20 protein-coding genes and 3 pseudogenes are annotated in these 25812 nt (G+C 70.7%); 11 read left to right on the forward strand and 12 right to left on the reverse strand.

All coding sequences use genetic code 11. The features are described 5' to 3' along the window. Positions 1–178: 178 nt before the first annotated feature. Positions 179–397, forward strand: a pseudogene (locus ABZ464_RS05470) (iron permease); the annotation flags it as partial. On the opposite strand, the gene ABZ464_RS05475 reads toward ABZ464_RS05470, so the two are convergent. The 3 genes from ABZ464_RS05475 to ABZ464_RS05485 form a co-directional block, all read right to left on the reverse strand. Next, positions 358–549, reverse strand: coding sequence for a hypothetical protein (locus ABZ464_RS05475; RefSeq protein ID WP_359271454.1), 192 nt, complete (start codon positions 547–549; stop codon positions 358–360). The pseudogene ABZ464_RS05470 and the gene ABZ464_RS05475 overlap by 40 nt on opposite strands. Positions 550–695: 146 nt before the next feature. Then, positions 696–2129 (reverse strand): ATP-binding protein, encoded by a 1434-nt coding sequence (locus tag ABZ464_RS05480; protein WP_359271289.1) that lies wholly within the window; start codon positions 2127–2129, stop codon positions 696–698. Next, complete coding sequence (locus ABZ464_RS05485; protein ID WP_359271292.1) at positions 2126–2800, reverse strand: response regulator transcription factor; 675 nt, start codon at positions 2798–2800, stop codon at positions 2126–2128. Before ABZ464_RS05485 ends, ABZ464_RS05480 begins: the two co-directional genes overlap by 4 nt. 179 nt (positions 2801–2979) lie before the next feature. Here ABZ464_RS05485 and ABZ464_RS05490 point away from each other — a divergent pair, with 179 nt between their 5' ends. Then, positions 2980–3720: a hypothetical protein gene (locus tag ABZ464_RS05490; RefSeq protein WP_359271295.1), complete on the forward strand. Its 741-nt coding sequence runs from the start codon at positions 2980–2982 to the stop codon at positions 3718–3720. 660 nt (positions 3721–4380) lie between these two features. Here ABZ464_RS05490 and ABZ464_RS05495 read toward each other — a convergent pair. Then, positions 4381–4479: pseudogene (locus tag ABZ464_RS05495) on the reverse strand (3-oxoadipate enol-lactone hydrolase); the annotation flags it as partial. A gap of 506 nt (positions 4480–4985) precedes the next feature. Here ABZ464_RS05495 and ABZ464_RS05500 point away from each other — a divergent pair. Beyond that, a complete protein-coding gene (locus ABZ464_RS05500) occupies positions 4986–5705 on the forward strand; it encodes a DUF4142 domain-containing protein (protein ID WP_359271448.1) in 720 nt (239 codons plus the stop codon). Between the two features lie 245 nt (positions 5706–5950). On the opposite strand, the gene ABZ464_RS05505 is transcribed toward ABZ464_RS05500, so the two are convergent. Then, positions 5951–6754, reverse strand: a complete 804-nt coding sequence (locus tag ABZ464_RS05505) for an IclR family transcriptional regulator C-terminal domain-containing protein (RefSeq protein ID WP_359271297.1) — start codon at positions 6752–6754, stop codon at positions 5951–5953. 121 nt (positions 6755–6875) lie between these two features. Here ABZ464_RS05505 and ABZ464_RS05510 point away from each other — a divergent pair, with 121 nt between their 5' ends. From ABZ464_RS05510 to ABZ464_RS05540, 7 genes are read left to right on the forward strand one after another with little or no spacing between them, the layout of a single operon-like run. Next, complete coding sequence (locus ABZ464_RS05510) at positions 6876–8912, forward strand: acetoacetate--CoA ligase (RefSeq protein ID WP_359271300.1); 2037 nt, start codon at positions 6876–6878, stop codon at positions 8910–8912. A gap of 60 nt (positions 8913–8972) precedes the next feature. Continuing rightward, complete coding sequence (locus ABZ464_RS05515; protein WP_359271302.1) at positions 8973–10793, forward strand: PEP-utilizing enzyme; 1821 nt, start codon at positions 8973–8975, stop codon at positions 10791–10793. A gap of 17 nt (positions 10794–10810) precedes the next feature. Next, entirely contained in the window at positions 10811–11941 is a 1131-nt protein-coding gene (locus tag ABZ464_RS05520) for a PEP/pyruvate-binding domain-containing protein (protein WP_359271305.1), read from the forward strand. After that, on the forward strand, positions 11938–12432 hold the full coding sequence (locus ABZ464_RS05525; protein WP_359271308.1) for a biotin/lipoyl-containing protein: 495 nt from the start codon (positions 11938–11940) through the stop codon (positions 12430–12432). Before ABZ464_RS05520 ends, ABZ464_RS05525 begins: the two co-directional genes overlap by 4 nt. Beyond that, entirely contained in the window at positions 12429–13793 is a 1365-nt protein-coding gene (locus ABZ464_RS05530; protein ID WP_359271310.1) for a biotin carboxylase N-terminal domain-containing protein, read from the forward strand. The genes ABZ464_RS05525 and ABZ464_RS05530 overlap by 4 nt, the downstream gene beginning before the upstream one ends. After that, positions 13786–15261, forward strand: coding sequence for a biotin carboxyl carrier protein (locus tag ABZ464_RS05535; RefSeq protein WP_359271313.1), 1476 nt, complete (start codon positions 13786–13788; stop codon positions 15259–15261). Before ABZ464_RS05530 ends, ABZ464_RS05535 begins: the two co-directional genes overlap by 8 nt. Continuing rightward, positions 15242–16099, forward strand: a complete 858-nt coding sequence (locus ABZ464_RS05540; RefSeq protein ID WP_359271316.1) for an HAD family hydrolase — start codon at positions 15242–15244, stop codon at positions 16097–16099. The genes ABZ464_RS05535 and ABZ464_RS05540 overlap by 20 nt, the downstream gene beginning before the upstream one ends. 200 nt (positions 16100–16299) lie before the next feature. Here ABZ464_RS05540 and ABZ464_RS05545 read toward each other — a convergent pair. The 3 genes and pseudogenes from ABZ464_RS05545 to ABZ464_RS05555 all read right to left on the reverse strand — a co-directional run. Then, positions 16300–16455, reverse strand: a pseudogene (locus ABZ464_RS05545) (MFS transporter); the annotation flags it as partial. Between the two features lie 48 nt (positions 16456–16503). Then, positions 16504–16899 carry a cupin domain-containing protein gene (locus ABZ464_RS05550; protein ID WP_359271319.1) on the reverse strand — a complete coding sequence of 132 codons (396 nt, stop codon included), beginning with the start codon at positions 16897–16899 and terminating at the stop codon, positions 16504–16506. Between the two features lie 11 nt (positions 16900–16910). After that, a complete protein-coding gene (locus ABZ464_RS05555) occupies positions 16911–17561 on the reverse strand; it encodes a TetR/AcrR family transcriptional regulator (protein ID WP_359271322.1) in 651 nt (216 codons plus the stop codon). A gap of 108 nt (positions 17562–17669) precedes the next feature. Between ABZ464_RS05555 and ABZ464_RS05560 the strand changes: the two genes are divergently transcribed. Next, positions 17670–20453, forward strand: coding sequence for an FAD-binding and (Fe-S)-binding domain-containing protein (locus ABZ464_RS05560; RefSeq protein WP_359271325.1), 2784 nt, complete (start codon positions 17670–17672; stop codon positions 20451–20453). An 85-nt stretch (positions 20454–20538) separates the two neighbouring features. Here ABZ464_RS05560 and ABZ464_RS05565 read toward each other — a convergent pair whose 3' ends face one another. From ABZ464_RS05565 to ABZ464_RS05580, 4 genes are all read right to left on the reverse strand, one after another. Next, positions 20539–21426, reverse strand: coding sequence for a fumarylacetoacetate hydrolase family protein (locus tag ABZ464_RS05565; RefSeq protein WP_359271327.1), 888 nt, complete (start codon positions 21424–21426; stop codon positions 20539–20541). 107 nt (positions 21427–21533) lie between these two features. After that, positions 21534–22904 (reverse strand): NAD-dependent succinate-semialdehyde dehydrogenase, encoded by a 1371-nt coding sequence (locus tag ABZ464_RS05570; protein WP_359271330.1) that lies wholly within the window; start codon positions 22902–22904, stop codon positions 21534–21536. Between the two features lie 39 nt (positions 22905–22943). Further along, positions 22944–24566 carry an NAD(P)/FAD-dependent oxidoreductase gene (locus tag ABZ464_RS05575; RefSeq protein WP_359271333.1) on the reverse strand — a complete coding sequence of 541 codons (1623 nt, stop codon included), beginning with the start codon at positions 24564–24566 and terminating at the stop codon, positions 22944–22946. A gap of 231 nt (positions 24567–24797) precedes the next feature. Beyond that, positions 24798–25724 carry a LysR family transcriptional regulator gene (locus tag ABZ464_RS05580; protein WP_359271336.1) on the reverse strand — a complete coding sequence of 309 codons (927 nt, stop codon included), beginning with the start codon at positions 25722–25724 and terminating at the stop codon, positions 24798–24800. Between the last annotated feature and the right edge of the window lie 88 nt (positions 25725–25812).

Genomic DNA, 25812 nt, shown 5'->3' on the forward strand with positions numbered 1-25812 from the left:
TTCCGGTACGGGAGTTGCCCGAGGCCCAGCCGAACCTGAACGCGACCTGAACACAGAGGCCGATGCACTGGTCAGCAGCGTGCGGCCGGTGATACAGGCGTCGCGGTGGCCGGACCTCCGGTCAGCCGGTCGTGAACCACAGTTCCGGTCGTTCCCAGGTGACCTGCGGTCGCGGCCGGGCGTCCTCGGCTACGGTCTTCGCGACCTTCAGGAGGGTGGCGTGCTGCCCGGGAAGGCGGCCTACGCGATCAACCTGAGCGGCAGCGTCGACGCCGGTTCCTGGTACAGCACGCTCGTCCAGGGCGTGTTCAACCTGACTCCGGCCATGACCTGGCTCCAGGCCGTGGGTTACGCCGGTTATCTGGCCGTGGTCATGACGCTGTTCGTCCGCGGGGTGCATACCGCGGCGCCGGAATCCGGCCCGGAGAAGACGGCCTGGCACAGGACGTCCAGCCGTCGGGGCGACGCCGCCCCGACGGAGACGAGGATCGCCGACCAGAACAGCGCCTCCCCGCGGAAGCTGACGATGTCACGGATGACGAACGTCATCCCGGCCAGCTTCCAGACGGCGAAGATGACGACCAGGACCGAGATCAGGATCGCCGCGCCCGTCGGGTATCCGAGACCGAGGCCCTGCGGCCCCCAGCCCAGCGAAGTGGTGCCGCCCGCGAGGTACTTGGCGCTGGCGTCCCTCTCTATTCGCCTTGCTCCGTCCCTGCAAGCCGGGACGAGTCGCAGAGGCTTACCGTCACGCAGGCCCCGCCCGTCGGGTGGTTGGCAAGGCTCACCCGGCCGCCGTGGGCCGCGGCGATCATCGCGACGATGGAGAGGCCGAGCCCGCCGGCCTGTGCGTCGGGGCTCGGGTTCGGCGGCGGCCCGGCGAGCACGGCGGGCGGGAAGCCCTCGCCGTGGTCGTGCACACACACCCGCACCACGCCGTCCGCGTGTTCGGCGCTGAGGGTGATGCGGCCCGGGCCGACGGGACCGGAGTGGCGCAGGGCGTTGTCGAGGAGGTTGTGCAGGACTTGGCGCAGCCGTACCGGATCGAGGTCGGCTTCGGGGGTGCTGGAGGGCTCCACGGTGATCGTCGCGCCGTCGGCGGCCGCACGGGCGCGGAACGCCTCGGCGGCGTCGGTCAGCAGCCGCGGCAGGGACACGAGTTCGCGGCGCAACGGAAGTCGGCCCTGTCGGGTCCGGGCGAGGACGAGAAGGTCCTCGGCGAGCCCGACGAGCCGGTCGGTCTCGGCGGCGGCGGAGCGTACGGCGGCTTCGAGTTCGGTGCGGTCACGCGGGCGGGCCGTGGCGAGTTCGAGCTGGGCCCGCAGCAGTGCCAGCGGGGTGCGCAGTTCGTGTCCGGCGGTGTCGACGAAGCGGTGCTCGCGCTCCAGCGCCTCCTGCAGGCGCGCGAGCATGGCGTTGAGGGTGTGCGCCAGCCGGGCCAGTTCGTCCCTGGTGGGTGGGACGGTCAGGCGCCGTTCGGGCTCGGCCTCCGAGATCGCGGCGGCCTCCCGGCGGATGCGCTCGACCGGCCGCAGGGCCGCGCCCGCCAGCAGCCAGCCCGCGTACGAGGACGCCGCCAGGGCGAGCGGACCGCCGATGAGCAGCAGGAGCAGCAGCCGGTCCAGTGCCTCCGCACGGTCGCCGAGCGGCGCGCCCACGACGAGGACTGCGGGCCGGGCGACCGTCCCCGGCAGGCGGACGGGCAGGGCGAGCAGCCGGGCGGGGTCGTCGATGCCCACGACATGACGGCTGAGGAAGACCGGCTCGGTGACGGTTCGTGCGGTGCCCGGCGGCAGCATGGGCGCGGCCGCGACGGCCGGGGTCGTCTCGACGACGTCGCCCTGCGGCGACAGGATCTGGCCGAACGACTCGTCGGGGTCGATGAGTCCGCGGCCCGCGTCCAGCGGGGCCCGTTCGCGCTGGGCCAGCGAACCGACGGTGGCCGCGGCCCGTGCGCGCAGGTCGAGGTCGACGGCGCGGGTCAGCTCGGCGCCCATCCGGGTGTAGAGGAACGCGCCCAGTGCGGTCAGCACCACCGCCATCGCCAGGCAGAAGGCGAGGGTCAGACGGAGCCGGACGGGGAGGCCGGCCAACAAGGTGCGCATGGCCCGCTTGGTCCTGGTGGTCATCTCTCGTCTCTCAGCCAGTAGCCGGCGCCACGGGAGGTGCGCAGTGACTGCCGTCCGAAGGGACGGTCGATCTTCTGCCGGAGGTAGCCCACGTACACCTCCACGACGTTCGAGTCCGCGTCGAAGGTGAAGTCCCAGACGTGTTCGATGAGTTCGGCCTTGGACAGCACCTGGCCGGGCCGCCGCATCAGGCACTCCAGCAGCGCGAACTCCTTGGCCGTCAACGTGATCGGCGTACCGTCGCGGGCCACGGAGCGGGCCGCCGGGTCGAGGGTGAGGTCGCCGACGGTGAGCACGGCGGGCCGTTCGCGGGCGCCCCTGCGCATCAGCGCGCGCAGCCGGGACAGCAGCTCGGCGAGCGCGAAGGGCTTGACGAGATAGTCGTCCGCGCCCAGGTCCAGGCCCCTCACCCGGTCCTCGACGGTGTCCCGCGCGGTCAGCAGCAGGACTGGCGCCCACCGGCCGGAGGCGCGGATCTCACGCAGCACGCCGAACCCGTCGGTGCCCGGCAGCATCACGTCCAGGACGATCACGTCGTAGTCGGTCTCCTGGACGTACCAGAGGCCGTCCTCGCCGGTGGCGGCCACGTCGACCGCGAAGCCGTTCTCCGCCAGGCAGCGCCGCAGCAGCTCCGCCATGGGCGCTTCGTCCTCGACCACGAGAATCCGCATGGTGCCTCCTCGCGCAGGCCCTGCAGGTCCCAGCGTAGTGCGGGCGGATAAGCAGACCCTGAGTCCGTCCGAGCGGAGCCCACGGGACACGCGGGAACCGTTTCAGGGTCTCCTTAGCCACCGGCGAGCAGGCTCGAAGCCCACCGCCCGAAGAGGGAGCCCCGATGATCGGCAAAGACATGACACGCAGAGCACTGGTCCTCGCCGTGGCCGCCGGTTGCACGGCCACGGTCGTGCTGACGGCCTGCTCGTCAGGTTCGGGGAGCTCGGGCCACCGGTCCGCGGCGCCCACGCCGAGCAGCCCGGCTCCCCGCAGTTTCTCGGCGACCGTCGACAACCCGTGGTTCCCGCTGCCGCCCGGCCGGACACTGGTCTACAGCGGCGTCAAAGACGGCGCGAAGACCACGGAGTACCTCACCGCCACCCGGGAGACCCAGAAGATCACCGGCATCCCCTGCCGCGTCGTCGAGGACCGCGTCTACACCGGCCGCACCCTCCACGAGGCCACCCGCGACTACTACGCCCAGGACGCCGCCGGCAACGTCTGGTACTTCGGCGAGGACACCGCCGAACTCGACGCCCACGGCAACATGCTCTCCACCGAGGGCACCTGGCGCGCCGGCCGTGACGGCGCCCGCCCCGGCGTCTTCCTGCCCGCCCACCCCGTGCCCGGCGCCGGCGGACAGCAGGAGTACTACCCCGGACAGGCTGAGGACCGCTTCCAGGTACTGGACCTGACCTCCCGGGTGTCCGTCCCGTACAAGACCTTCACCGGGGCCCTGCGCACAAAGGAATGGACACCGCTGGAACCCGGGGTCGTGGACAACAAGTACTACGTCAAAGGCATAGGCACGGTGAAGGAGATCACGGTCAAGGGCGGCCCGTTCGAGGAGAACGTGCTGACCGCGGTAAGGGGCTAGGAGGCGCTGGACCAGGCCGGGCACGGGCGGGTCGTCGGAGCGCTTGGTGATGCAGCAGGCGTCGCTGAACCGGCGACGACGAAGCCGCCGGACAGGTTCTCAGCTGGGTCGCCGCCACTCCGGTCTCCGACCGCTGCGCCTATGCGGGAGTCGCCGGGCGCTCTGTTCCCGCAGAAGCAGATGGGAGCATCTGCGGCAGGCCGTACCGGGGCTGGCCATGACCCAGCCGGACTTTTCACCGAGGCGGCAGTGCCCTACGCGGTGAGGAGGGCAAGCCGTCTATGACAGCAGAGGGGGCGAGGAGACCGGCAGATGCCCCAAATGGGCGTGGACTGTGCGGGAGCGAAGGATGCGCCCTGGTCGACCGTGAAGAGTTCCGGGCCGCATGCTGCACACCAGTCGTGAAAGTCGTGTCGTCGCCGAGTGGGTGCTTCGGGTACTCGTGGGAGGAGAACCTGAGTGCAATGACGCCCACGACGGACACTCAAACCCACCTACTCAGAAGCCCCGCCGGGCCGCACCTGCGGGGCTTCTCGTCGCACTCCGCTCTCACACGCCTATCACCGACTGGGTCGACTCCACCGGACCGGAATGCCCTGCCCTGGCCTTACGCGCTCATCTTGGACTGGTCTGGACGCCCACGGACGGTCTCTACAACCTGTGCCAGGTGGTGCCCAGTGAGGGACCGAGGATCAGGACCGGGGCGTCTTCCGGTCCGTCAAAGCGGTATTGCAGGGTGTTCATCGGTGTCTCACTCACCTGTCCGAGCCTCTCATCTGTCACGACAACCCCTATGAGCAGGGTGCCGACTGTAGCTGCGTTGGAGGCAACGGACGATTTCACGCCCGGTCCTGCCCTCCTTGACTTGAGCCGGTTGATGGCCTGCGTGCGGGCTTTGACCACGGAGCCGGGACAGCACCCGCCCATCCTCCCGCCCCTCATCCCGTCACCACGCAGGAACCGCAGGACATGCTCAATCCCCTTCACGCGACACCCCGAACCTGATCCCGGCCGAGCACAACGGCACACGAAGGCAAGCTGCGCGATCAAGGGGCGCCAGCGGCGGCGCGGAGTCGGGCGGGTGGCGGCCGGTAACGGGGCCTTCTTTGCTCCCTCTTGAATATTTGCCGAATCGGGTGAGCCCGAACGGCACCAGGCACGTATTCGTCCTGGACCGGCCCGTCGGGCGATGAGTGACTGAACAGGTACCTCGACCAGCAGGAGGAACAGTGCGGCTTTCGCGGAACATCGTGGGCACTCTTGTCGTGGGCGGCGCTCTGACCCTGACGGTGAGCGCCCTCGTATACCCGTCGATGCTCGGTCTGACCACCGTGTCGACCTCGTCCGACCGACTCATCGCCAACACCCAGTGGGGACCGTTCACCGAGAGCGACCGGGCCTTCGTGGTGGCGGTGCGGGCGGCCGGACTCTGGGAGCACCCCGTCGGACTGATCGGGCTGGAGAAGGGCCAGAGCAAGGCCGTTCGCACCGCCAGCGAGCACCTGGTCGACGGACACGCGGCGCTGGACGAGACCTGCCGCAAGATCGCACCCATGCTCAACGTCGTCCTGCCCAACGTGGCCAGCCCGCAGCAGGAAGGGTTCGTCACCACCCTGAAGACGTCCCAGGGCAAGCAGTTCGACATTGACTTCGCCAACATCCTGCGCATGACGCACGGTTCCATCTTCAACACGGTGGCGAAGGTCCGCTCGACGACGAAGAACTCCCTGGTGCGCGCCCTGGCCGACCAGGCCAACGACACCGTCCTCGACCACATCACGGTGATGGAGAACACCGGTCTGGTCGACTTCGACACCACGCTGTTCAACCAGACCAAACCGCCGACCCTGCCCAAGTCGGACATGACTCCGCCGGTCCCGGCCGCCGGTCAGCCGCTGGTCGTCCTTCCCCCGCCGCCGAACGCCACGTCCACCCCCGCGGACCTGGGCCCGGCAATGAACGGCACGGCCGCCAACGGCGGGTAGACGCCGGTGGGCCCGTACCCCCCGGCCCTCTTTTGCACGAGCACCAACCGGGGCGGCTTTCGAGCACGGCCGCCATCCGATGCACGACCGAGGAGTCCGGGAACCCGTCGGTGGCGAGCCCCACAGGGCGACGACGGCGGGCCCGCGGAGCAGGCGCCGTACCGGACAGTGCCAAACCGCTCATGCCCTTCCCCCTTCCGGTCCGATGGCATGGCGCCTTGCCGGTACCGGGCCGCGTCGGACGGTCAGACAGGACCGTCCAGTCGTCGCGGGACGGCTGCCGCAGCCCGCTCTTCCATCCGGTGCGCCGCGGACTTCAGGTCCTCCAGGTGGCGGCGTGCCACCTCCTGCGCGGACATGACGGTCCTGCGCCACGTCACGTTGACGCACCCCAGCACCTCCCCGTGCACCCGGATCGGCACGGCGATCGAATTGCGGCCGTCGAAGTCGTACTCGGGTGCGCGCACGCTGTATCCGCGTGACCGAGTGGTCGCCAGCAGCCGGCTCAGCCACTTCGCGTCGTGGGCGTACGCGTTGCCGGGGGCGTCGTGTTCGCGAAGGCGCCGCAGGACCGCCTCGCGCTCGCGTTCGGGGCAGAAGGCGATGTAGGCCCGGCCCGAGGCGCCGAGCAGCATGTGCGAGCGGAAGCCGATGGGGGCGACGGGGACGACCTCGTCGAAGTACGCCCTCGGGCTGTTCGTGTCGACGGTCTCCATGTAATCCAGGCGCGGCACGGTGAGCACGGAGGGCCACATGACGCGTTCGCACAGCTCTTCCAGGACCTGCGTCGCCAGCTCGCCGAGCCACTCGGTGTCGTCGTACGGGACGGGCTGCGGTCTGAGGCTCGCGAGGAAGGCTCCGTCGGCGAGCCGTTGCCACACCAGCCCCTGTTGATGGCAGGTGTGAAGGATCCGGAGGAGGGTGGCTTTGGGGATGCCGGTGACCTGGTGCAGGTCGTGGAGGCTGGCGGCGCGCATCTCCTGAAGGGTCCGCAGCACGTGCAGTCCGCGTTCCAGCGAGTTGATCGTCTTCACTTGGTAGTTCCGCATGGGACCTGCTCTCACCTGCGAAGACGTGGGACGGATTTCACCACGTGAAAAGTTAGCAGGCGATGGTTGCCTGGGCCATGGCCTCTCGTGGACCGTTCGTCCCGTGACGCGAGGAGGCGACATGGCCGTCGAGGCAACAAGGGGTTTTCCGGCTGAGGGCGAGCTGCTGTGGACGCCCGACCGGCAGCGGGTCGCCGAGGCGAATCTGACGCGGTTCGCGGACTGGCTGGCCCGGGAACGCGGGCTGCGGTTCGGCGGCTACGAGGACCTGTGGCACTGGTCGGTCACCGACCTGGAGGCGTTCTGGGGCGCCCTGTGGGACTACTTCGACGTCCGGTCGGTGACGCCGTACTCCGCGGTGCTCGGCAGCCGGGACATGCCGGGCGCGCAGTGGTTCCCCGGAGCCCGCCTGAACTATGCCGAGCACGTCCTGCGCCACGAGCGCACCGGAGCCGATGCCCTGCTGTACTGCTCGGAGGGTGCCGCCCCGGCCGGGATGGCCTGGGAGGACCTCGCGGGCCAGGTGCGTGTCCTGGCGACGCGGCTGCGCGCCCTCGGGGTGCGTCCCGGCGACCGGGTGTGCGGCTACCTGCCGAACGTGCCGCAGGCCGCGGTCGCGATGCTCGCGACGACGGCCATCGGCGCGGTGTGGGCGAGCGCCTCCCCCGACTTCGGCTCACGCGGAGTGATCGACCGGTTCGGCCAGCTGCGTCCGAAGGTGCTGTTCTGCGTCGACGGCTACCGCTACGGCGGGAAGTACTTCGACCGCCGGGAGGAGGCACGCTCCCTGGCCGAGGCCCTGCCGGGTCTGGAGCATGTCATCCACCTGCCCGCCCAGGGGGAGACGGGGCCGGCTGTCGACGGCGGCCTTCGGTGGGAGGACGTCCTCGACCGCGCGCCCGTTCCCGCGGAGGACTTCGTCTTCGAGCATGTTCCCTTCGACCACCCGTTGTGGGTGCTGTTCTCCTCGGGCACGACGGGGCTGCCCAAGGCGATCGTGCACGGCCACGGCGGCATCCTGCTGGAGCAGCTGAAACTGCAGACCTTCCACATGGACCTGCGTGGCGGCGACCGGCCGCTGTTCTTCACCACCACCGGCTGGATGATGTGGAACTTCCTGATCAGCTCCCTGCTGGTCGGGGCCTGCCCGGTGCTGTACGACGGCAACCCCGCCCACCCCGGGCCCGACGTGCTGTGGCGGATCGCGCAGGACACCCGGGCCACCTTCTTCGGCGCCAGTCCGGCCTATGTCGACCTCATGGCCAAGGCCGGCATCGTCCCCGGCGAACGCTACGACCTGTCCGCCCTGCGCACGGTCATGCCCGCCGGCTCGCCGGTGTCGCCCCAGTGCACCGCCTGGTTCTACGGCAACGTCAAGCCGGATCTGTGGATCGCCACCGGCAGCGGCGGCACCGACTGCTGCACCGGCTTCGTCGGCGGAGTGCCCACCCTGCCCGTGTACGCCGGCGAGATGCAGGCGCGGTCACTGGGTGTCGCCGCGTACGCCTACGACGAGAACGGACGCCGGGTCGTCGACGAGGTCGGCGAGCTGGTGATCACGGAGCCGCTGCCGTCCATGCCGGTGACGTTCTGGGGCCCGGACGGGGACGGGGACGGGGACGAACGGTACCGGCGCACGTACTTCGAGGACTTCCCGGGCGTCTGGCGGCACGGCGACTTCTTCAAGGTCAACGCGCGCGGCGGCTGCTTCGTGCTGGGCCGCTCCGACGCCACGCTCAACCGGCAGGGCGTGCGCATCGGCACCGCGGAGATCTACCGCGTCGTCGAGGCCCTGGACCAGGTCACCGGAGCCCTGGTGGTCAGCCTCGACCTGCCGGACGAGAATTTCTTCATGCCGCTGTTCGTGGCCCTGGACGAAGGCGTCACCCTCGACGCCGGCCTCGAACGGACGATCCGGGACCGGCTCCGCCGGGAGTACAGCCCCCGCCATGTGCCGGACCGGATCATCCAGGTCCCGGCCGTGCCCACCACCCCGACCGGCAAGAAACTCGAGGTGCCGGCCCGCCGGATCCTGCTCGGCACCCCCGTCGAGCAGGCCGCCGACCGCAGCGCGGTCGCCGACCCGCGCGCCCTCGACGCCCTCGCCCGGTACGCCCGTACCCAGCGCGACTACCCCCTGGCCACCGCCGCCGTCTGAGCCGCACCACCCTCGGATCCCCGCTCCCTACCGTCCGAGCCGCACACCCTGGAGAGCACCGTGAACGATGCCGGACCCGACCCCCGTTTCCCACTGCCCTCGGAGCTGACCGATGTGGCGGGCGCCGAAGGCTGGGCGTCGATGTACCCGTACTACACCCGGTTCCAGCCCGAGGACGACCAGCGGTTCTGGTTCTACAACGCGATGCACTTCCCCGAGCCGATGCCCGCGTTCGACGCCGTCACGGCCGAGGCGCCCTACACCGCGCTCGGGGCGAACACCGCGCGCGTGTTCGTCTTCCCCACGACGCTCGGCATCGAGCACCGCATCGTCAACGGCCGGGTCTACATCACCGCCAACCCGGTCACCGATCCCGAGGAGATCCAGCGCAGGCTGGAGGTGTTCGGCGAGCGGGCGGGCCACTACTACGAGAACTGGGACGAGCTCTACCAGGGGTGGGTCACCCGCATCACCGCGCTGATCGACGAGGTCCAGCGGATCGAGGTGCCCCGGCTGACCGAGTTCGAGGACCCGGACGTCGTGTTCCAGGCCAAGGGCGTGGCCCAGAACCACTACGTCCGCGAGAACTACCACCGGCTGATCGACCTGTACTCCAAGATGTGGCACCACCACTCGGAGTTCCTGATGCTGGGCTACGGCGCCTACGTGGTGTTCTTCGAGTTCTGCAAGACGTCGTTCCCGGAGATCCCCGACCAGGACGTGGCCCGGATGGTCGCGGGGATCGACGTCATCCTCTACCGCCCGGACGACGAGCTGAGGAAACTGGCGAAACTGGCGGTCGAGTACGGCGTCGACGATCTGTTCGTGGAGGGGTGCGACCCGGACAAGGTGCTGGCGGCACTCGCCGTCCGCGGCGACGGCGGCCGGAGTTGGCTGACGGCCCTGGACGACGCCCGCGAGCCGTGGTTCAACATGTCGACCGGCGCCGGTTTCTACCACCACCACCGCAGCTGGAACGACGACCTCACCGTGCCGTTCGCGGCGCTGCCCGGCTATGTCGAGCAGGCCCGCAGGGGCGAGCTGCTCGACCGCCCCACCGAACAGCTCACGGCCGAGCGCGAGCGCATCGCCCAGGAGTACCGCTCCCTGCTGGCCGGCGAGGAGGAGCGAGCCGCCTTCGACCAGATGCTGGGCCTGGCCCGCGTGGTGTTCCCCTTCGTCGAGGACCACAACTTCTACTGCGAGCACTACTTCACCACGAAGTTCTTCGCCAAGGTCCGCGAGTTCGGCGAGCTGCTGCGCGACCGGGGTGTCCTGGCCGACGCCGAGGACGTCTTCCAGCTGAGCCACACCGAGGTCGGTCAGGCCCTGACCGACGTGATGCTCGCCTGGGCGGCCGGCAGCAGGGCGGTGGGCTCGGCCCACGTGCGCGAGACGGTCGCGGAGCGCAGGCGGATGCTGGAGGCGCTCGCGGGCTGGTCCCCGCCGCCCGCACTGGGGCCGGTCCCCGAGGCGCTCAACGACCCGGCGGTCCGCATGCTGTGGGGCATCACCGCCGAGACCATCCGGGCCTGGTCCACTCCGGTCACGGACGGCGATCACGAGGTGCGCGGCTTCGCCGCCTCGCCCGGCGTCGTCGAGGGCACCGCCCGGGTGCTGCTGAGCGCCAACGACATCGGGCAGGTCCGGGAGGGCGAGGTGCTGGTCTGTCCGGTGACCGCGCCCAGCTGGGGCCCGGTCTTCGGCAAGATCGCGGCCGCCGTCTCGGACATCGGCGGCACCATGTCGCACGCGGCGATCGTGGCCCGCGAGTACGGTCTGCCGGCCGTCGTCGGGACGGGCCACGCCACGAAGCGGATCACCACCGGCCAACGGCTGCGCGTGGACGGCGACCGCGGCATCGTCACCATCCTCGACTGAGCGTGGGAGGCACCACCATGAGTACGACACCCTTCGCCCGCCGGTTCGGGGCACTCCGGCTGACGGACCGGCCCACGGTCGGCGGCAAGGGCGCCGGCCTCGGCGAACTCACCTTCGCCGGCGCGCCCGTACCGCCCGGCTACGTCGTGACGACCGCGGCCTTCGAGGCCTTCCTCGCCGCCCTCGACCCGGGGGGTGAGATCCGCACCGCGGTCGAGGCGCTGGACGCCCAGGACACCGAGGCGATCACCCGCGCGGTCGCACCGGTCAGGGAACGCATCGAGGCGGCCGAGCTGCCCGAGGAGGTGGCGGCGGCGATCCGCGGCCACTACCGGGACCTGGACGGCGAGTCCGACACCCCGGGCGAGCCCGCCCCCGTCGCCGTACGCTCCAGCGCCACCAGCGAGGACGCCGAGGACGCCAGCTTCGCCGGTCTCCAGGACACCTATCTGTGGGTGCGCGGGGAGGACTCCCTCGTCGAGCACGTCCGCCGCTGCTGGGCCAGCCTCTACAGCGTCGAGTCGGTCAGCTACCGGCGACGGCTCGGCCTGCCGGAGTACGACCTCGCCATGGCCGTCGTCGTCCAGCGCATGATCGACCCACGCTGCGCCGGCGTCATGTTCACCCGCAGCCCGCTCACCGGGGACCGCTCGGTCGTCGCCCTGGAAGGCTCCTGGGGCCTGGGGTCCGCGCTGGTCAGCGGGGATGTGACACCCGACAAGTACGTCATCGGCAAGGTCACCGGGGACATCTGCTCCCGCACGGTCTCGGCGAAGCTGCGACAGCACCGGATGGACCCCAGCGGCTCCGGGGTGCTGGAGGAGGACGTACCGGAATACCTCCGCGGCGAGCCGTGTCTGTCCGACGAGGAGATCCACGAACTCGTACGCCTCGGCCGACAGGTCGAGTCCCACTACGGGGCCCCGCAGGACATCGAGTGGGCGATCTCCCGCAACCTCGTCCCCGGCCACAACATCTTCCTGCTCCAGAGCCGCCCCGAGACGGTCTGGGCGAGCCGCGAAAAGGCTCCCGTGGCCGCGCCCAGGGCCAGGGCGTTCGATCATGTGCTGTCGCTGCTCGGCGGCGCGGGCTCCGGCTCCGGCTCCGGCTCCGGCTCCGGCTCCGGCTCCGGCGGGGGCACGAAGTGAACCTGACCGGCGAGGACGTCCAGGACATCCTGCGGATCATCGACGGCATGGAGGTCGACCGCCTCCATCTGCGCACCGACAGGTTCGAACTGTCGCTGCGCCGCGGCGACGACGGCGCATGGACGCAGTCCGCGCGTACGACCGCCGAGCCGGTGCTCGACGCCGGCCGGGAAGCGCAGGCGGTGCGGAGCGGCGCAGCTCCGCAGCAGCGGGCGGCGCCCGCGCGCGAGGGTCTGACCGAGGTCCGTACCCCCCTGCCCGGAGCGTTCTACCGGTCGCCGAAGCCCGGAGCGGCCCCCTTCGTGGAGCTCGGGAACCCGGTCACCGAGACCACGGTGGTCGGGATCGTCGAGACGATGAAGCTGATGAACTCCGTCTACGCGGGGACGTCCGGCACGGTGGCGGAGATCTGCCTGCGGGACGGCGAGTTCGCCGAGCAGGGCGCCGTGCTGTTGTTCGTCGACACGCGAGCCGGAGGGGCGACGTCGTGATATTTCGACGTGTTCTGATCGCCAACCGGGGTGAGATCGCCCTGCGCGTCCTGCGGACGTGTCAACGGCTCGGGATCGAGGCGGTCCTCGCCGCCTCCGACGCCGATCTCGACTCCGTTCCGGCGAGGCTGGCCGACCGGGTGGTGCGCCTCGGCCCCGCGCCGTCCTCGGCCAGCTATCTGAACGTGGACGCGGTGCTCGCCGCGGCGAAGGACGCCGGTGTCGACGCCGTCCACCCGGGGTACGGCTTCCTCTCCGAGAACCAGCGGCTGGCCCGGGCCTGCGCCGAGGCCGGCATCGTGTTCATCGGGCCCACCGTGGAGCAACTCGCGGCGGTGGGCGACAAGTTGGAGGCCCGTCGGCATGCCGTCGCAGCCGGGCTGCCGGTGGTACCCGGTGGGCCGCTGGAGGACACCGCCGACGCGGCGCGGCTCGCCGCGGAGATCGGCTTCCCGCTGCTGATCAAGGCGGTCGGCGGCGGTGGCGGCCGGGGCATGAAACAGGTGCACGATCCGGCGGACCTGGCCGCCACCGTCGATCTGGCCGTGGCCGAGGCGGGCGCCGCCTTCGGTGACCCCCGCGTCTACCTCGAACGTTTCGTCGCCACCGGACGGCATGTGGAGGTTCAGCTCCTCGCGGACGGCGAGAACGTCGTCCATCTCGGCACCCGCGACTGTTCCGTGCAGCGCCGCTACCAGAAGCTGATCGAGGAGGCGCCCGCGCCCGTCCTCGACCCGGCGCTGCGCGAGGAGATGCACCGGGCCGCGGTGGCCCTCGGCAAGCATCTGGAGTACCGGGGCCTGGGCACGGTCGAGTTCCTCGTCGACGTGGACCGGGGCACCTTCTACTTCCTGGAGATGAACGCCCGTATCCAGGTGGAGCACCCGGTCACCGAGGCCGTCACCGGGTTGGACCTCGTCGCCGAGCAACTCGCCGTCGCCGAGGGTCGCTCGCTCTCCTTCGGACAGGCGGACGTGTCATTCCTGGGGCACGCCGTGGAGTGCCGGATCAACGCCGAGGACTGGGCACATGACTTCCGGCCGAGTCCGGGCACCGTGACGGAGGCGGTCTGGCCGCTCGGTGACGGCATCCGGATCGACACGCACCTCCAGGCGGGGGCGAGCGTGCCGCCGTACTACGACTCGCTGCTCGCGAAGCTGATCGTCCACGGCCGCGACCGCGCCGACGCGCTGGCCCGGCTGCGCGGCGCCCTCGCCCGGTGCTCGGTCGGCGGGGTGAGCACCAACATCTCCCTGCACCAAGAGGTGCTGGCGGAGGCCGAGTTCACCGAGGGCGGTGTGGACACCGCCTGGTTCACCCGGTTCCTGCGGGACCATCCGGCAGGAGGCGGCCGTGGCTGACATCCAACTCGTCGACGTGTCGCTGCGCGACGGCAACCAGAGCCTGTGGAGCGCCACCGGGCTCGACACCGGCAAGATCCTCCAGATGGCGCCGGTCCTGGACCGGGTCGGCTTCCGCGCCCTCGACTACACCTCCAGCACCCACATGGGCATGGCGGTGCGCACCCACCGCGAGGACCCGTGGGAGCGGATACGGCTCACGCGTCGGGCCATGCCGAACACCCCCCTGCAGTTCATCGGCACCGGGCTGCGGTTCATCTCCTGGGAGGCCGCGCATCCCGAGTTCATGCAGCTGGTCTACGACCGGCTGGTGGTGAACGGCGTCACCCGGTACGTCGTCCTCGACCCCATGCACGACATGGACGCCGTACGCGAGTCCGCCCGAATGATCCGTGCGGCCGGCGCCGGCGAGATCGTCGGGGCACTGACCTTCACCGTCAGCGACGTCCACGACGACGCGCACTACGGTGCGCTCGCCGCGCAGATGGCCGCCTGCCCGGACATCGACCGCGTCTACATCAAGGACCCCGGCGGACTGCTCACCTCCGAACGCGCCACCACGCTGATCCCGGCCGTTTTGAGCAACCTCCGCGGAAAACCGCTGGAGTTGCACTCCCACTGCACGATCGGCCTGCCCGGCCTGACCTACCTCAAGGCCGCCGAACTGGGTGTGGAGGCGCTCCAGGTGGCCTGCGGGGCTCTGGCGGGCGGCACGTCGCTGCCCAACGCCCGGCAGGTCGTGGCCAATCTGCGCGAACTCGGCCACACCGTGGACGTCGACGACCGGCTGCTGGGCGTGGTCGCGGACTACTTCGACCGCATGGCGGCGGCCGAGGGGCTGCCCGTCGGCGGCCCCCGGGACTACGACGCCGCGTTCATGCGCCACCAGGTGGCCGGCGGTGTGATGACCACCCTGCGCCGCCAGCTCGACGAGCTGGGTCTCAGCGACCGGTTCGACGCGGTCATCGAGGAGGTGACCCGCGTGCGCGCCGAACTCGGCCACCCCATCATGGTCACTCCCTTCCCCCAGATGGTGTGCACCCAGGCCCTCTACAACGTCATCGGCGCCGAACGCTACGAGAACGTCTCCGACCAGGTGATCCGGTATGTCCTGGGCAGCTTCGGCCGCCCCACCGCCCCCGTCGACCCGCAGGTCGCCGACCGCATTCTGGGCCGACCACGGGCCGGGGAACTGGCCGGAGAACCGCCCCCGCCCACCGTCGCCGAACTGCGCCGGCGCTTCCTGCGCGGTATCGGCGACGAGGAACTGCTGCTGCGGGCCACCATGCCCGCCGAGCAGGTGGACGCCATGATGGCGGCCGGTCCGGCCCGGCGGCACTACAACCCCGACGTCAAACCGGTGCTCGACCTGCTCCACGGTCTGCGGACCCGCCCGGCGCCCCCCGAACTGATCCTGGACCGGCCCGACTTCCGACTGGAGCTGCACCGTGACCGCCGAAACGGCTGACCAGAGCGCCGACCTGACCGACCGTCTGCGGGCCGTCCGAGGTGTCGTGTTCGACATGGACGGCACGCTGGTCCTGGGCGACCGACGCAACCACGGGCTCACGCCGCTGCCCGGAGCCCTGGAACTGACCGCCGCCCTCACCGCCCGCGGTCTGCCCTGGGTCACCTTCACCAACGGCACCACCCGCACGCCCGAGGCCTATGCCGAGGCACTGCGCCGCATCGGCTTCGACCTGCCCGACGACGCCATGCTCACCCCCGCCACCAGCGCCGTCGACCACTTCCTGGCCATGGGCCACCGCAGCGCGCTGGTGCTCGGCGGCGACGGTCTGAAGGAGCCGCTCCGGCGGGCCGGCGTCGAGATCGTCGCGCCGCGGGGGAAACCGGAGGCCGACGCCGTACTGGTGGGGTGGTACCGCGAGTTCACCATGGACGACCTGGAGGCCGCCTGCCACGCCGTCCTCGGCGGCGCCACCCTGTACAGCAGCTCGCAGTCGGTGTTCTTCGCCAGCGCGGAGGGCCGGGCGCTGGGCACCTCCCGGGCCATCTGCGCCATGATCAGCAGTGTCACGGGCGTCGCCGAACAGGTCGTGGGCAAGCCCTCGCTGACCGGTCTGCGCTGCGCCGCACGCCGGCTGGGCGTCGACCCGCGGCACCTCGCCGTCGTCGGGGACGACCCGGAGCTGGAGATGGCGATGGCCCGGCGCGCCGACGCCCTCGGCATCGCGGTGGCCACCGGCCTCCACCCGGCGGACCGCTCCGCCGCACTGCCTCCCGCACAGCGCCCGCACCTCACCGTCGCCGGTGTGGGCGCACTCCTCGACCTCCTGCCGATGTGACGATCACGACGCCCTGGGGGGCACGCCGTTCCTCACCACCGACACGCCGCGGTGCGGCGGGCCCCGGTCTCCACCGCCGGGGCCAGGAAGGCGGCGCATACGACGCAGGCCGGAACGACGAGCATGGCGGGGCGCAGGCCGACCTGTCCGCCGAGGAAGCCGAGTCCGGGTGGTCCGAGCAGAAAGGCGACGCAGCCGATGACGGGCCGGGTCCCTGACTTGGACACCAGCCGTCCCGAGCAGGAGATGCCCGCCATCGAGCCGGGCGACAGCCCGAACAGCACCAGCCCCAGGTGCGCGGTGGAAAGGTCCAGCCGGTCCCGGATCGCGGGCGTGCGCGTCACCCAGGAGGACATCGCGATCCCGGCGGATATGAGAGCGCTCCTCCGGTGCGGCGCGGCACTCTACGAGGCGGATCCGCCGGTTTCCTCCGCCGACGGCTCCCAGCGTGTGAAGGCGTGCACGCGGCTTTCCAGCCCCTGGGGATTCGGGGCGTAGACGGCGACCATGCGGGCGTACTCCGGTGCCCAGTAGCGGCCGACGCTGCCGGCCGGTACCCGGACGACGTCGCCCGTGACGGCCTCGACGGTCTCACCGTCGCACGCGACGAACAGGCGGCCCTCCAGGACGTAGTTGAACTCGTCGTGCGGATGCTCGTCCGTCCATGACTCGCCCCGAAGTTCCCACTCCATGAGGGCGACTCCCGGACGAGGCCCCTCCCTCGGCGGCACGAAGGCGTGGCCTTTCGGCCGTCCTTCCCGGCGGACGAGGGGAGTGGCCGGATATCTCTGCGGCGCCATGGTCGGTCCCTTCAGTCCTTCGCGAGTTCCAGCAGGGCGAGGGTCGCGCTGTTCGCCTTCTCGGCCAGCGGTGCGAGCGACCGTCGCCTGCCGTCCCACATGGCCCAGCGGTTCGCGCCTTCGAGGACTGTCATCACGAGCTTGACCTGCTGGACGGACGGACCGAAGCCCATGTCCTCGGCCGCGGCGCGGTAGAGCGCCTCGTACAGATCGACCCAGGCGTCGACTTCCTCACGGAGCGTCGGCGGGAGGAAGTGGACGAGCTGGTCGGTCGCCACCAGCAGGTCCCACAGGTTGCTTTCGGGAAGCTCGATCTGGCGGGTCAGGTGGACGTGCACCATCCGGCGCCAGCCCTCCCTGGGGTCCTCGACGCCCCGCACCTCGTCGAGCACGGCGACGCCGAACTTGTAGAAGTGCCAGCGGAGGGACTCGGCCACGATCTCGTCGCGGCCGTCCGGGAAGTGGTTGTACAGGCTCGGCGCCTTGATGGACATCTCCTTGGCGATCATCCGCATGGTGACCGAGTTGAACCCGTTCTCGGTGGCCAGCCGGAGGAACGCCTCCAGGATCGCCCGCCGAGAGGCGCTCTGGCGACTCCAGTCGAGTTCACTGAGGTGCTTGTCGAACTCCTCGACCGCGCGGGACCACCGCTCCTCGGACACCGACTCCTCCTTCGCCTGCTGCCAACGCGACGCGGGAAACTACCTTACGTTAGTCAGTGTCGGTGACACCGCAGTAGCAAAACTACCTTACGTTAGTTAGCCTGAAGTATGCCCGTTCAAGCACACCTCGCCGCCGCTCTTCGCGCCGCGGGAGTCGAGTTCGACGACTCCCCGCTGACACGAGCCCTGTACTCGTCGGACGCGAGCCTCTACCGCGTCGTCCCCTCCACGGTCGTGAAGGCGCACAGCGCCGACGACGTCATCGCGGCCCACGCGGTGGCGCGCGAGCTGCGGATACCGGTGACGATGCGCGGCGCGGGCACCAGCATCGCCGGCAACGCGGTCGGAAGCGGCATCGTCATCGACACCCGCCGGTTCAACCGGGTGCTCGACATCGACCCGGTCGCGCGGACGGCGCGCGTCGAACCGGGCGTGGTGCACGCGGACCTGCAGCGCGCGGCGGCGTCCCACGGGTTGCGGTTCGGACCGGACCCGTCCTCGCACAGCCGTTGCACGGTCGGCGGAATGATCGGCAACAACGCCTGCGGGTCGCGGGCGCTGGGCTACGGCCGGACCGTGGACAACGTCGAGTCGCTGCGCGTGCTGTACGGAAACGGCGAACTCGCCCTGGAGCAGGGCGGCCGGGCCGGCGGCGACACCGCGGCGCGGCTGGCGGCCGTCGGCGACGCCAACCTGGCCCACCTGCGCACCGAGTTCGGCCGTTTCGGCCGCCAGGTCAGCGGCTACGGCCTGGAGCACCTGCTGCCCGAGCGGCGCCGCGTCGAACGCTTCCTGGTCGGCAGCGAGGGATCACTGGCCACCGTCCTGGAGGCCACCGTCCGCCTCGTCGACGACCGGGTCGACCGCCGGATGCTGGTGCTCGGGTACCCGACGATGGCCGACGCGGCCGATGCCGTACCGGCGCTGCTCGCCGCGGCGCCCGGCCGGCTCGTCGCGTGCGAGGGCATGGACTCGCGCATCGTGGACCTGGTGCGCGAGAAGGGCTCCGAGGTGCCCGACCTGCCGCGGGGAAACGGCTGGCTGTTCGCGGAGGTGGCGGGCGAGGACGCGACGGACGCGGTGCGGCGGCTCGTCGCCGCCGGCGCCGCGCTGGACACCCGGCTGGTCGTCGACCCCCGTGAGGCGGCCGCGCTGTGGCGCATCCGTGAGGACGGCGCCGGGCTCGCGGGCCGGTCGCTGCCGACTCCGGCGTACGGCGGATGGGAGGACGCCGCCGTTCCGCCGGAGCACCTCGGCGCGTGGCTGCGCGACTTCGAGGAACTCCTGCGGGCGCACGGCCTCCAGGGCATTCCGTACGGGCATTTCGGCGACGGCTGCGTCCACTGCCGCATCGACTTCCCGTTCCGGCCCGGCGACCCGGCCTCGGCCGGAGTCTTCCGCGACTTCATGACCGCCTGTGCGACACGGCTGCGCGACTACCGCGGCACCCTGTCGGGAGAGCACGGTGACGGCCGGGTCCGCGGCGAGCTGCTGCCGCTGATGTACGACGAGACATCCCTCGCCCTGTTCCGGCAGGTGAAAGCGGTCTGCGACCCCGACGGCATCCTCAACCCCGGCATCATCGCCGAACCGGTTGCGCTCACCGACGACCTGCGCCCGGTGCGCCCGCAGGCGCCGGTGCGCCCCGGTCTGCGGCTGGTGCACGATGCCGGGGACCTCGGTGCAGCCGTGCACCGCTGCACCGGCGTCGGGAAGTGCGTGGCCCCGAGGACCGCGGGGGTGATGTGCCCGTCCTATCTCGCCACGAGCGACGAACGGGACTCGACCCGCGGCCGTGCCCGGGTGCTGCAGGAGGCGCTCGACGGCGGTCTGCTGCGCGGTGGTCTGAAGGAGCCGGCCGTGGCCGAGGCGCTCGATCTGTGCCTCGCGTGCAAAGGGTGTTCGAGCGACTGTCCCAGCGGCGTCGACATGGCCACCTACAAGAGCGAGGTGCTGCACCAGCGGCACGATGTCGCCGGGCTGCGCCGACCGCGGTCGCACCTGTTCCTCGGGCGGCTCCCGAAGTGGGCCCGGCTCACGGCGCCGCTGGCGAAGCCGGCCAATCTGCTCCTGCGGGTCGGACCGCTCGCCGCGCTGGCCAAGTGGGCCGCCGGCATCGACCACCGGCGGTCCGTACCGGAGTTCGCCTCCCCCACCCTGAGAAAGGCGACGGACGCGCCCTGCGCGGAAGACGCCTCGCCCGACGTGTGGATCTGGGCCGACTCCTTCACCGACCACTTCTTCCCGCGGTCCGGCCTGGCGGCGATCCGGTTCCTGGAGTCGCACGGCCTCACGGTCCGCGTCATCCGGGAGGACGCCTGCTGCGGTCTGACCTGGATCACGACCGGACAGCTCGACCGGGCACGGACCATCGTCGACCGGACCGTGCGGACCCTCGCGCCCTACATCCGCGGCGGGATCCCCGTCATGGCGTTGGAGCCGTCCTGTCTCGCGTCATTGCGCAGCGACGCGAGAGAGCTGTCCGACGCCGAGGAGGCGGACGTGGTGGCCTCGGGGACGCTGAGCTTCGCCGAACTGGTCGAGCGCCTCGACCTGCCGCTGCCCGACCTGACCGGGGTGGAGGTGGTCGCTCAGCCTCATTGCCACCACAGCGCGGTCATCGGCTGGGACACCGACCAGCGGCTGCTGGAAAGGGCGGGCGCGACGGTCACCAAAGTGGCGGGCTGTTGCGGGCTGGCAGGCAACTTCGGTGTGGAGAAGGGACATTACGAGGTCAGCGTCGCGGTCGCCGAGACGCACCTGCTGCCGGCGGTGCGCGCCCACGCGGACGCGGTGTTCCTGGCGGACGGCATGTCCTGCCGCGTCCAGCTCGACGACCTGGCCCGGGTACCGACCCAGCACCTGGCCGAGCTGTTCGCATCCCGCGTCTGAACCCGCCCTCCCGCTCCTGTCCTGGCAACACGTCTGCGGAGCCGGCCCGAGGGCTCGGCTCCGCAGACGTGCGACGCGGTACGGGTCAGTGGATCTCGTTGCGCAGGGTCCCGATCTTCTCCAGGACGACCTCGACCTTGTCGCCGGGGCGCAGCCACAGGGGCGGGTTCCGCTTCGCGCCGATCCCCTCGGGGGTGCCGGTGGCGATGACGTCGCCGGGGCCTAGGGTCAGGAACTGGCTGACGTAGGAGATGATCCTCGCGACGGAGAAGATCATGTGCCGGGTGTTGGAGCCCTGGACCCGGGTGCCGTTGACGAAGGTCTCGATGTCCAGGGCCTGCGGGTCACCGATCTCGTCCAGGGTGACGATCGCCGGCCCGAAGGGCGTCGCCCGGTCCACGGCCTTGCCCGCGAGCCACTGGGTGCCGCGGTACTGGAGGTCGCGGGCGGTGATGTCGTTGAGGACGGACAGGCCGGCCACGTACGACAGGGCGTCGCTCTCGTCCACACGGGCGCACTCCCTGCCGATGACGACGGCGAGTTCGCCCTCGAAGTCGAGGTTGTCGGTGACGTCGGACCGGTCGATCGCGTCGTGGGGGCCGATCAGGCTGCTGGCGAACTTGGCGAACAGGTCGGGGTGGGCCGGCAGGGCACGGCCGGTCTCACCGACGTGGTCCGCGTAGTTCAGGCCCACGCACAGGACCTTGAGCGGGTCGGTGACCGGTGGCCCGAGCACCACGGAGTCGAGACTCCCCACGGGCTCCAGGGTTCCGCCGTCGAGGACCGGGCCGACGGCGGCGGCGATCTGCGGCAACTGGCCGCCGTGTTCCCGGAGGAAGGCGCGGACGGACGGCAGGTCCGAGGAGGTCCGGCGGCCGGTGGCCCGGAGCGCGGCGTCGAGGCCGAACACCTGGTCGCCATGGAGAAGGCCCGGCTTCCAGCCGGTGCCGCAGTCGTAGGAAACGAGCTTCACGTCATGTCCTTCGGGGGTGAGTCGTCGGGCGGTGTGTGCCGTTCACGGCTGCGCCCTGCCCGCCGGGGAGGGTCGCGGGCAGGGCGCCGTATGAGGGCCGAAAGCCGTCAGGAGAGACGGATGGTCTTCTTGTTGGCGAACTCGTCCAGGCCGAGGCGGCCGAGCTCGCGGCCGATCCCGGACGCCTTGACCCCGCCGAACGGCATGTCGGGCTGGCTGCGGATGAGGGTGTTGAGGCCGACCATGCCAACCTCCAGGCGCTCGGCGATGTCCGCCGCGAGGTCCTCGTCGCGGGTGAACACGGCGGACCCGAGGCCGAACCGGGAGTCGTTCGCGAGCTCGACGGCCTCCTCGACGGAGTCGACCTTGTACAGGACCGCTACGGGCCCGAAGAGTTCCTCGCCGTGGGCGCGCATGTCCGGGGTGACCCCGGTGATGACGGTGGCCGGGTAGAACGCGCCGGGGCCTTCGGGGACCGCACCGCCCAGGTGCAGCTCGGCGCCCTTGGACACGGCGTCCTCGACCTGCTCGGCTATCTCCTGCCGGCCGGACTCGGACGCCATCGGGCCGATGCGGGTCCCCGGGCTCAGCGGATCGCCGGTGTTCCACTGCTTCGCCCGCTCGACGAACCCTTCGAGGAAACGGTCGTAGACGTCACTGTGGACGATCAGGCGCTTGGAGGACGTGCAGGACTGGCCGGCGTTGCTGAAACGGCCGGTCGCGGCCAGGTCGAGCGCGAGGTCGAGGTCGGCGTCGGGCAGGACGATGAAGGGGTCCGAGCCGCCGAGTTCGAGGACGCACTTCTTGAGATGCCGGCCGGCCTGCTCGGCCACGGTCCGGCCGGCCTCCTCCGAGCCGGTCAGTGAGACGCCCTGCAGTCGGACGTCGCAGATGAGGGCGCCGATCTGCGAGGAGGACACGAGGAGGTTCTCGTAGACGCCCTTCGGGGCGTCGGCGTCGGCGACGACGGCGTCGATGAGGAGCGCGGTGCCGGTGCAGGAGCGGGCGTGCTTGAGGAGGACGGTGTTGCCGAGCAGCAGATTGGGCGCGACGAACCGCGCCACCTGGTAGAGCGGGAAGTTCCACGGCATGATCCCGAGCACGGGGCCGGTGGGAGCCGTCCGGACGACGGCCCGCCCTCCGGCTCCGACCTCGATCACCTCGTCGGCCAGCAGCCGGGCGCCGGCGGTGGCGTAGTACTCGTAGATCGAGGCCGCGAGGTTGACCTCGCCCTCGGCCTGGGCGAGCGGCTTGCCCATCTCGGTCGCCATCGCCTCGGCGAGTTCGGCGGCGCGCTCGCGGTGCAGCTCGGCGATACGGGCCAGCACGGCGACCCGGTCCTCGACCCCGGCCCGGGCCCAGTCGCGGTAGGCGTCGGCGGCACGGGTGAGCGCCTCGGCGACCTCGGCGTCGGTCATCATCGTGTACTCGGCGAGCACCTCACCGTCGAGCGGCGAGATCGTCTGGTAAGTGGGCATGGCTTGCTTCTCCAAACCGCTTGCGGGGGGGGTGGGGGGTCAGACCGCGGACGGGACGCGGACCTCGTAGCTGGGGTATCCCTGGGCCGCTTCGGCCTCGGAGATCGCGATGAACCGGTCGAGGCCGCCGACGTAGAAGTTGGCCGTCCGGGCCTTGCGCTTGCCGGGGATGTTGTTGCCGAAGATCCACGACCCGGTCTCCAGGAACAGGGAGCCCTTGAGCGCGTCGAGGCAGGTCTGCAGCCAGTTCTCCTCGGCCTCCTCGCGCAGCCTGATGGAGGCGCCGGGCGTGTCCTTGACGCTCATGGCCGCCTGGGCGATCCACTTGGCCTGGACGCCGATGGCGGAGGGGTTGTTGACGAACGGGCCGTTGGGGCCGAGGACCATGAACAGGTTCGGGAAGCCGGACACGGTCATGCCCATGTGGCTGCGGGGGGCGTCGGCCCAGTGCTCCTTGAGGGTCCTGCCGCCGGTGCCGCGGATGTCCATGTTCCGGTAGCTGCCCTCGACGGCGTCGAAGCCGGTGGCCAGCACCAGGACGTCGAGCTCGTGGAGGGTGCCGTCCTGCGTGACGATGCCGTCGGCCACGAACTCCTCGATGGGGTTCTCCCGGGTGCTGACGAGGGTGACGTGGGGCTGGTTGAAGATCTCGAAGTAGCCGGAGTCGCAGATGGGGCGCCGGGCGAACAGCTCGGTCGGGGTGAGCTTGCGCGCCGTCTCCGGGTCCTTGACGATCTCCCTGATCTTCCGCTTGATGAAGTCGGCGGCGAGCTCGTTGGCGGCGCGGTCGCTGGTGACGTCGCAGAAGGTCTCGTTGGCGAAGGTGTAGTTCCCGCCCTTGCGCCAGGCCCACTCGAAGATGGCTTCGCGCTCCTCCTCCGAGACGCTCCAGATGCTGCGCGTGGTCTCGTCGACGCCGAAGCCGATCTTGGAGGTGCGGAACTCCTCCCAGCGGTCCTCGCAGGTGGCGTTGAACTGCTCCAGCTCGGCCTCGGACCACTCGCGGTTGCCGGCCGGGACGGTGTACTGCGCGGTGCGCTGGAAGGAGGTCAGACGGGCGACGGTCCTGGCTGCCTCGGTCATGAACTGGATGCCGGTGGAGCCGTTGCCGATGACGCCGATGCGCAGACCCGTGATGTCGAGGTCCTCGGGCCAGTCGGCGGTGTGGACGATACGGCCCTGGAACCGGTCGACGCCGGGGAAGTCGGGGACGTTGATCCGGGAGAGCAGGCCGGCGGCGGTGATGAGGAACCGGGCTCGGAACTGGCCCCTGTCGGTGACGACGTGCCAGTGGGCGCCCTCCTCGTCGTAGACGGCGCTGATCAGGGTGGTCTCCAGCTGGATCCGGGAGCGCAGGTCCCAGAAGTCGACGGCGTCCTCGACGTACCGGCGGATCTCGGGCCCGGGGACGTAGCGGGTGCGCCAGTCGGTCCGCTGGAACAACTCGCGGTCGTAGGGCAGCTGGTACATGAAGCTCTGCGTGTCGGAGAGCGCGCCGGGGTAGCGGTTCCAGTACCAGGTACCGCCGACCTTCGGCGCCTTGTCGATGGCGATCGCGTCGAGACCGGCGTCGGCGGTGAGGGTGCGCAGTGCCATGACGCCGCCCATGCCGGTTCCCACGACGAGCGCATCGATCTCACGCACGGTTTCTTCGCTGCCCATGTATTGCTCCTTTGCGGGATCTCGCGCACAGAAAAAGACTCGGCCGGCACGGCGGACGGCACGCGTTTCCACGCGGTCATTGTTTCGCCGGGATTTCCGGATGGGGGTCGAGTGCGATTGCGACAACGTGACGTTACGTCCGGGAAATGCTGATCGCCAGACGCCATTGATGCGAAGGTGGCGGGCGATTGTTCCCGGAACTGAAATGATCAATACGGCGATGCGCCCCGTTCAGGCGACGGCGGCCGATCGCTCGTGATGCAGATAACGGCGCAGATGCCCGAGTGCGACATCGACGGGCGGGTCCGCGGACCCGGATCGCCACGCCGCGCGCAGGTGCACGTCGGGTACGAGTTCGCATTCGCGTCGGGCGAGCGGGACGAAGACGACGTTGGGATTGGCCGTCGAGCGGGAGACGGACCGCAGGGCGAGATGGCAGCCGACCTCGGCTCCGACCAGGGCCAGACAGGAGGAGGTGTCGGGGGCGAACTGGACGTTGTTGACGCCGCCGGCGCCATGTGCGTAACCGAGCCGCCACAGCCTGTCGGTGGTGACCGATCCGGTGGCGTAGGGCAGGGAGACGAACGGCTCGGCGGCCACGTCCTGGAAGGAGACGACCTGGGAGCCGGCGAGCCGGTGGGTCCGGGGCATCGCGACCACGAGCGAGTCGGTGATCAGGACCTCGCTGTCGAGGCCGGGCGGCAGGTTGTCGAAGCGGCCGAGTCCGACGTCCACCTCGTCGTCCAGCAGGCGGCGGATCGTCGGCCTGGAGACGGCCTGCGAGGTCAGCTCGAGCCGGATGCCGGGGTGGTCGGCGCGCATGCCGCGGGAGAGGGCGGCCACCAGGGGGTGCGCCGCGACCCCGCAGAACTCGACCCGGACGGTGCCGGACTCGCCGGAGACCGCCGCGCCGACGGCGGCCTCGGCGACCACGACGGCGTCCAGCACCTCACGGGCCGGCCCGATGAGGGCCTTCCCGGCGGGCGTGAGGGAGACCGAGCGGGTGTTGCGCTCGAACAGGCGGCTGCCGAGCTCGCTCTCCAGCGCCTGAATGGTGCGGCTCAACGGGGCCTGGGCCATGAAGAGCTGCTCCGCGGCGCGGCCGAAGTGCAGGTGTTCGGCGACCGCGAGGAAAGCCTGAAGTTGTCGCACGTTCACGGTCGCACACCTCCGCTTGTGACACTTGACACCTACCATAGGCTAACGTCCGTTAGTTAGCTAGAGTCTCGGGCAACGAGATTAATCC

The organism is Streptomyces sp. NPDC005820 (assembly GCF_040630255.1).
Taxonomy (GTDB): domain Bacteria; phylum Actinomycetota; class Actinomycetes; order Streptomycetales; family Streptomycetaceae; genus Streptomyces.

Coding starts and splice junctions, on each gene's coding strand:
- ABZ464_RS05560 (WP_359271325.1), top strand. CDS start 17,670: ATGCCCGTTCAAGCACACCTCGCCGCCGCTCTTCGCGCCGCGGGAGTC.
- ABZ464_RS05505 (WP_359271297.1), bottom strand. CDS start 6,754: ATGCGGAACTACCAAGTGAAGACGATCAACTCGCTGGAACGCGGACTG.
- ABZ464_RS05520 (WP_359271305.1), top strand. CDS start 10,811: ATGAGTACGACACCCTTCGCCCGCCGGTTCGGGGCACTCCGGCTGACG.
- ABZ464_RS05570 (WP_359271330.1), bottom strand. CDS start 22,904: ATGCCCACTTACCAGACGATCTCGCCGCTCGACGGTGAGGTGCTCGCC.
- ABZ464_RS05550 (WP_359271319.1), bottom strand. CDS start 16,899: ATGGCGCCGCAGAGATATCCGGCCACTCCCCTCGTCCGCCGGGAAGGA.
- ABZ464_RS05510 (WP_359271300.1), top strand. CDS start 6,876: ATGGCCGTCGAGGCAACAAGGGGTTTTCCGGCTGAGGGCGAGCTGCTG.
- ABZ464_RS05475 (WP_359271454.1), bottom strand. CDS start 549: ATGACGTTCGTCATCCGTGACATCGTCAGCTTCCGCGGGGAGGCGCTG.
- ABZ464_RS05485 (WP_359271292.1), bottom strand. CDS start 2,800: ATGCGGATTCTCGTGGTCGAGGACGAAGCGCCCATGGCGGAGCTGCTG.
- ABZ464_RS05575 (WP_359271333.1), bottom strand. CDS start 24,566: ATGGGCAGCGAAGAAACCGTGCGTGAGATCGATGCGCTCGTCGTGGGA.
- ABZ464_RS05490 (WP_359271295.1), top strand. CDS start 2,980: ATGACACGCAGAGCACTGGTCCTCGCCGTGGCCGCCGGTTGCACGGCC.
- ABZ464_RS05480 (WP_359271289.1), bottom strand. CDS start 2,129: ATGACCACCAGGACCAAGCGGGCCATGCGCACCTTGTTGGCCGGCCTC.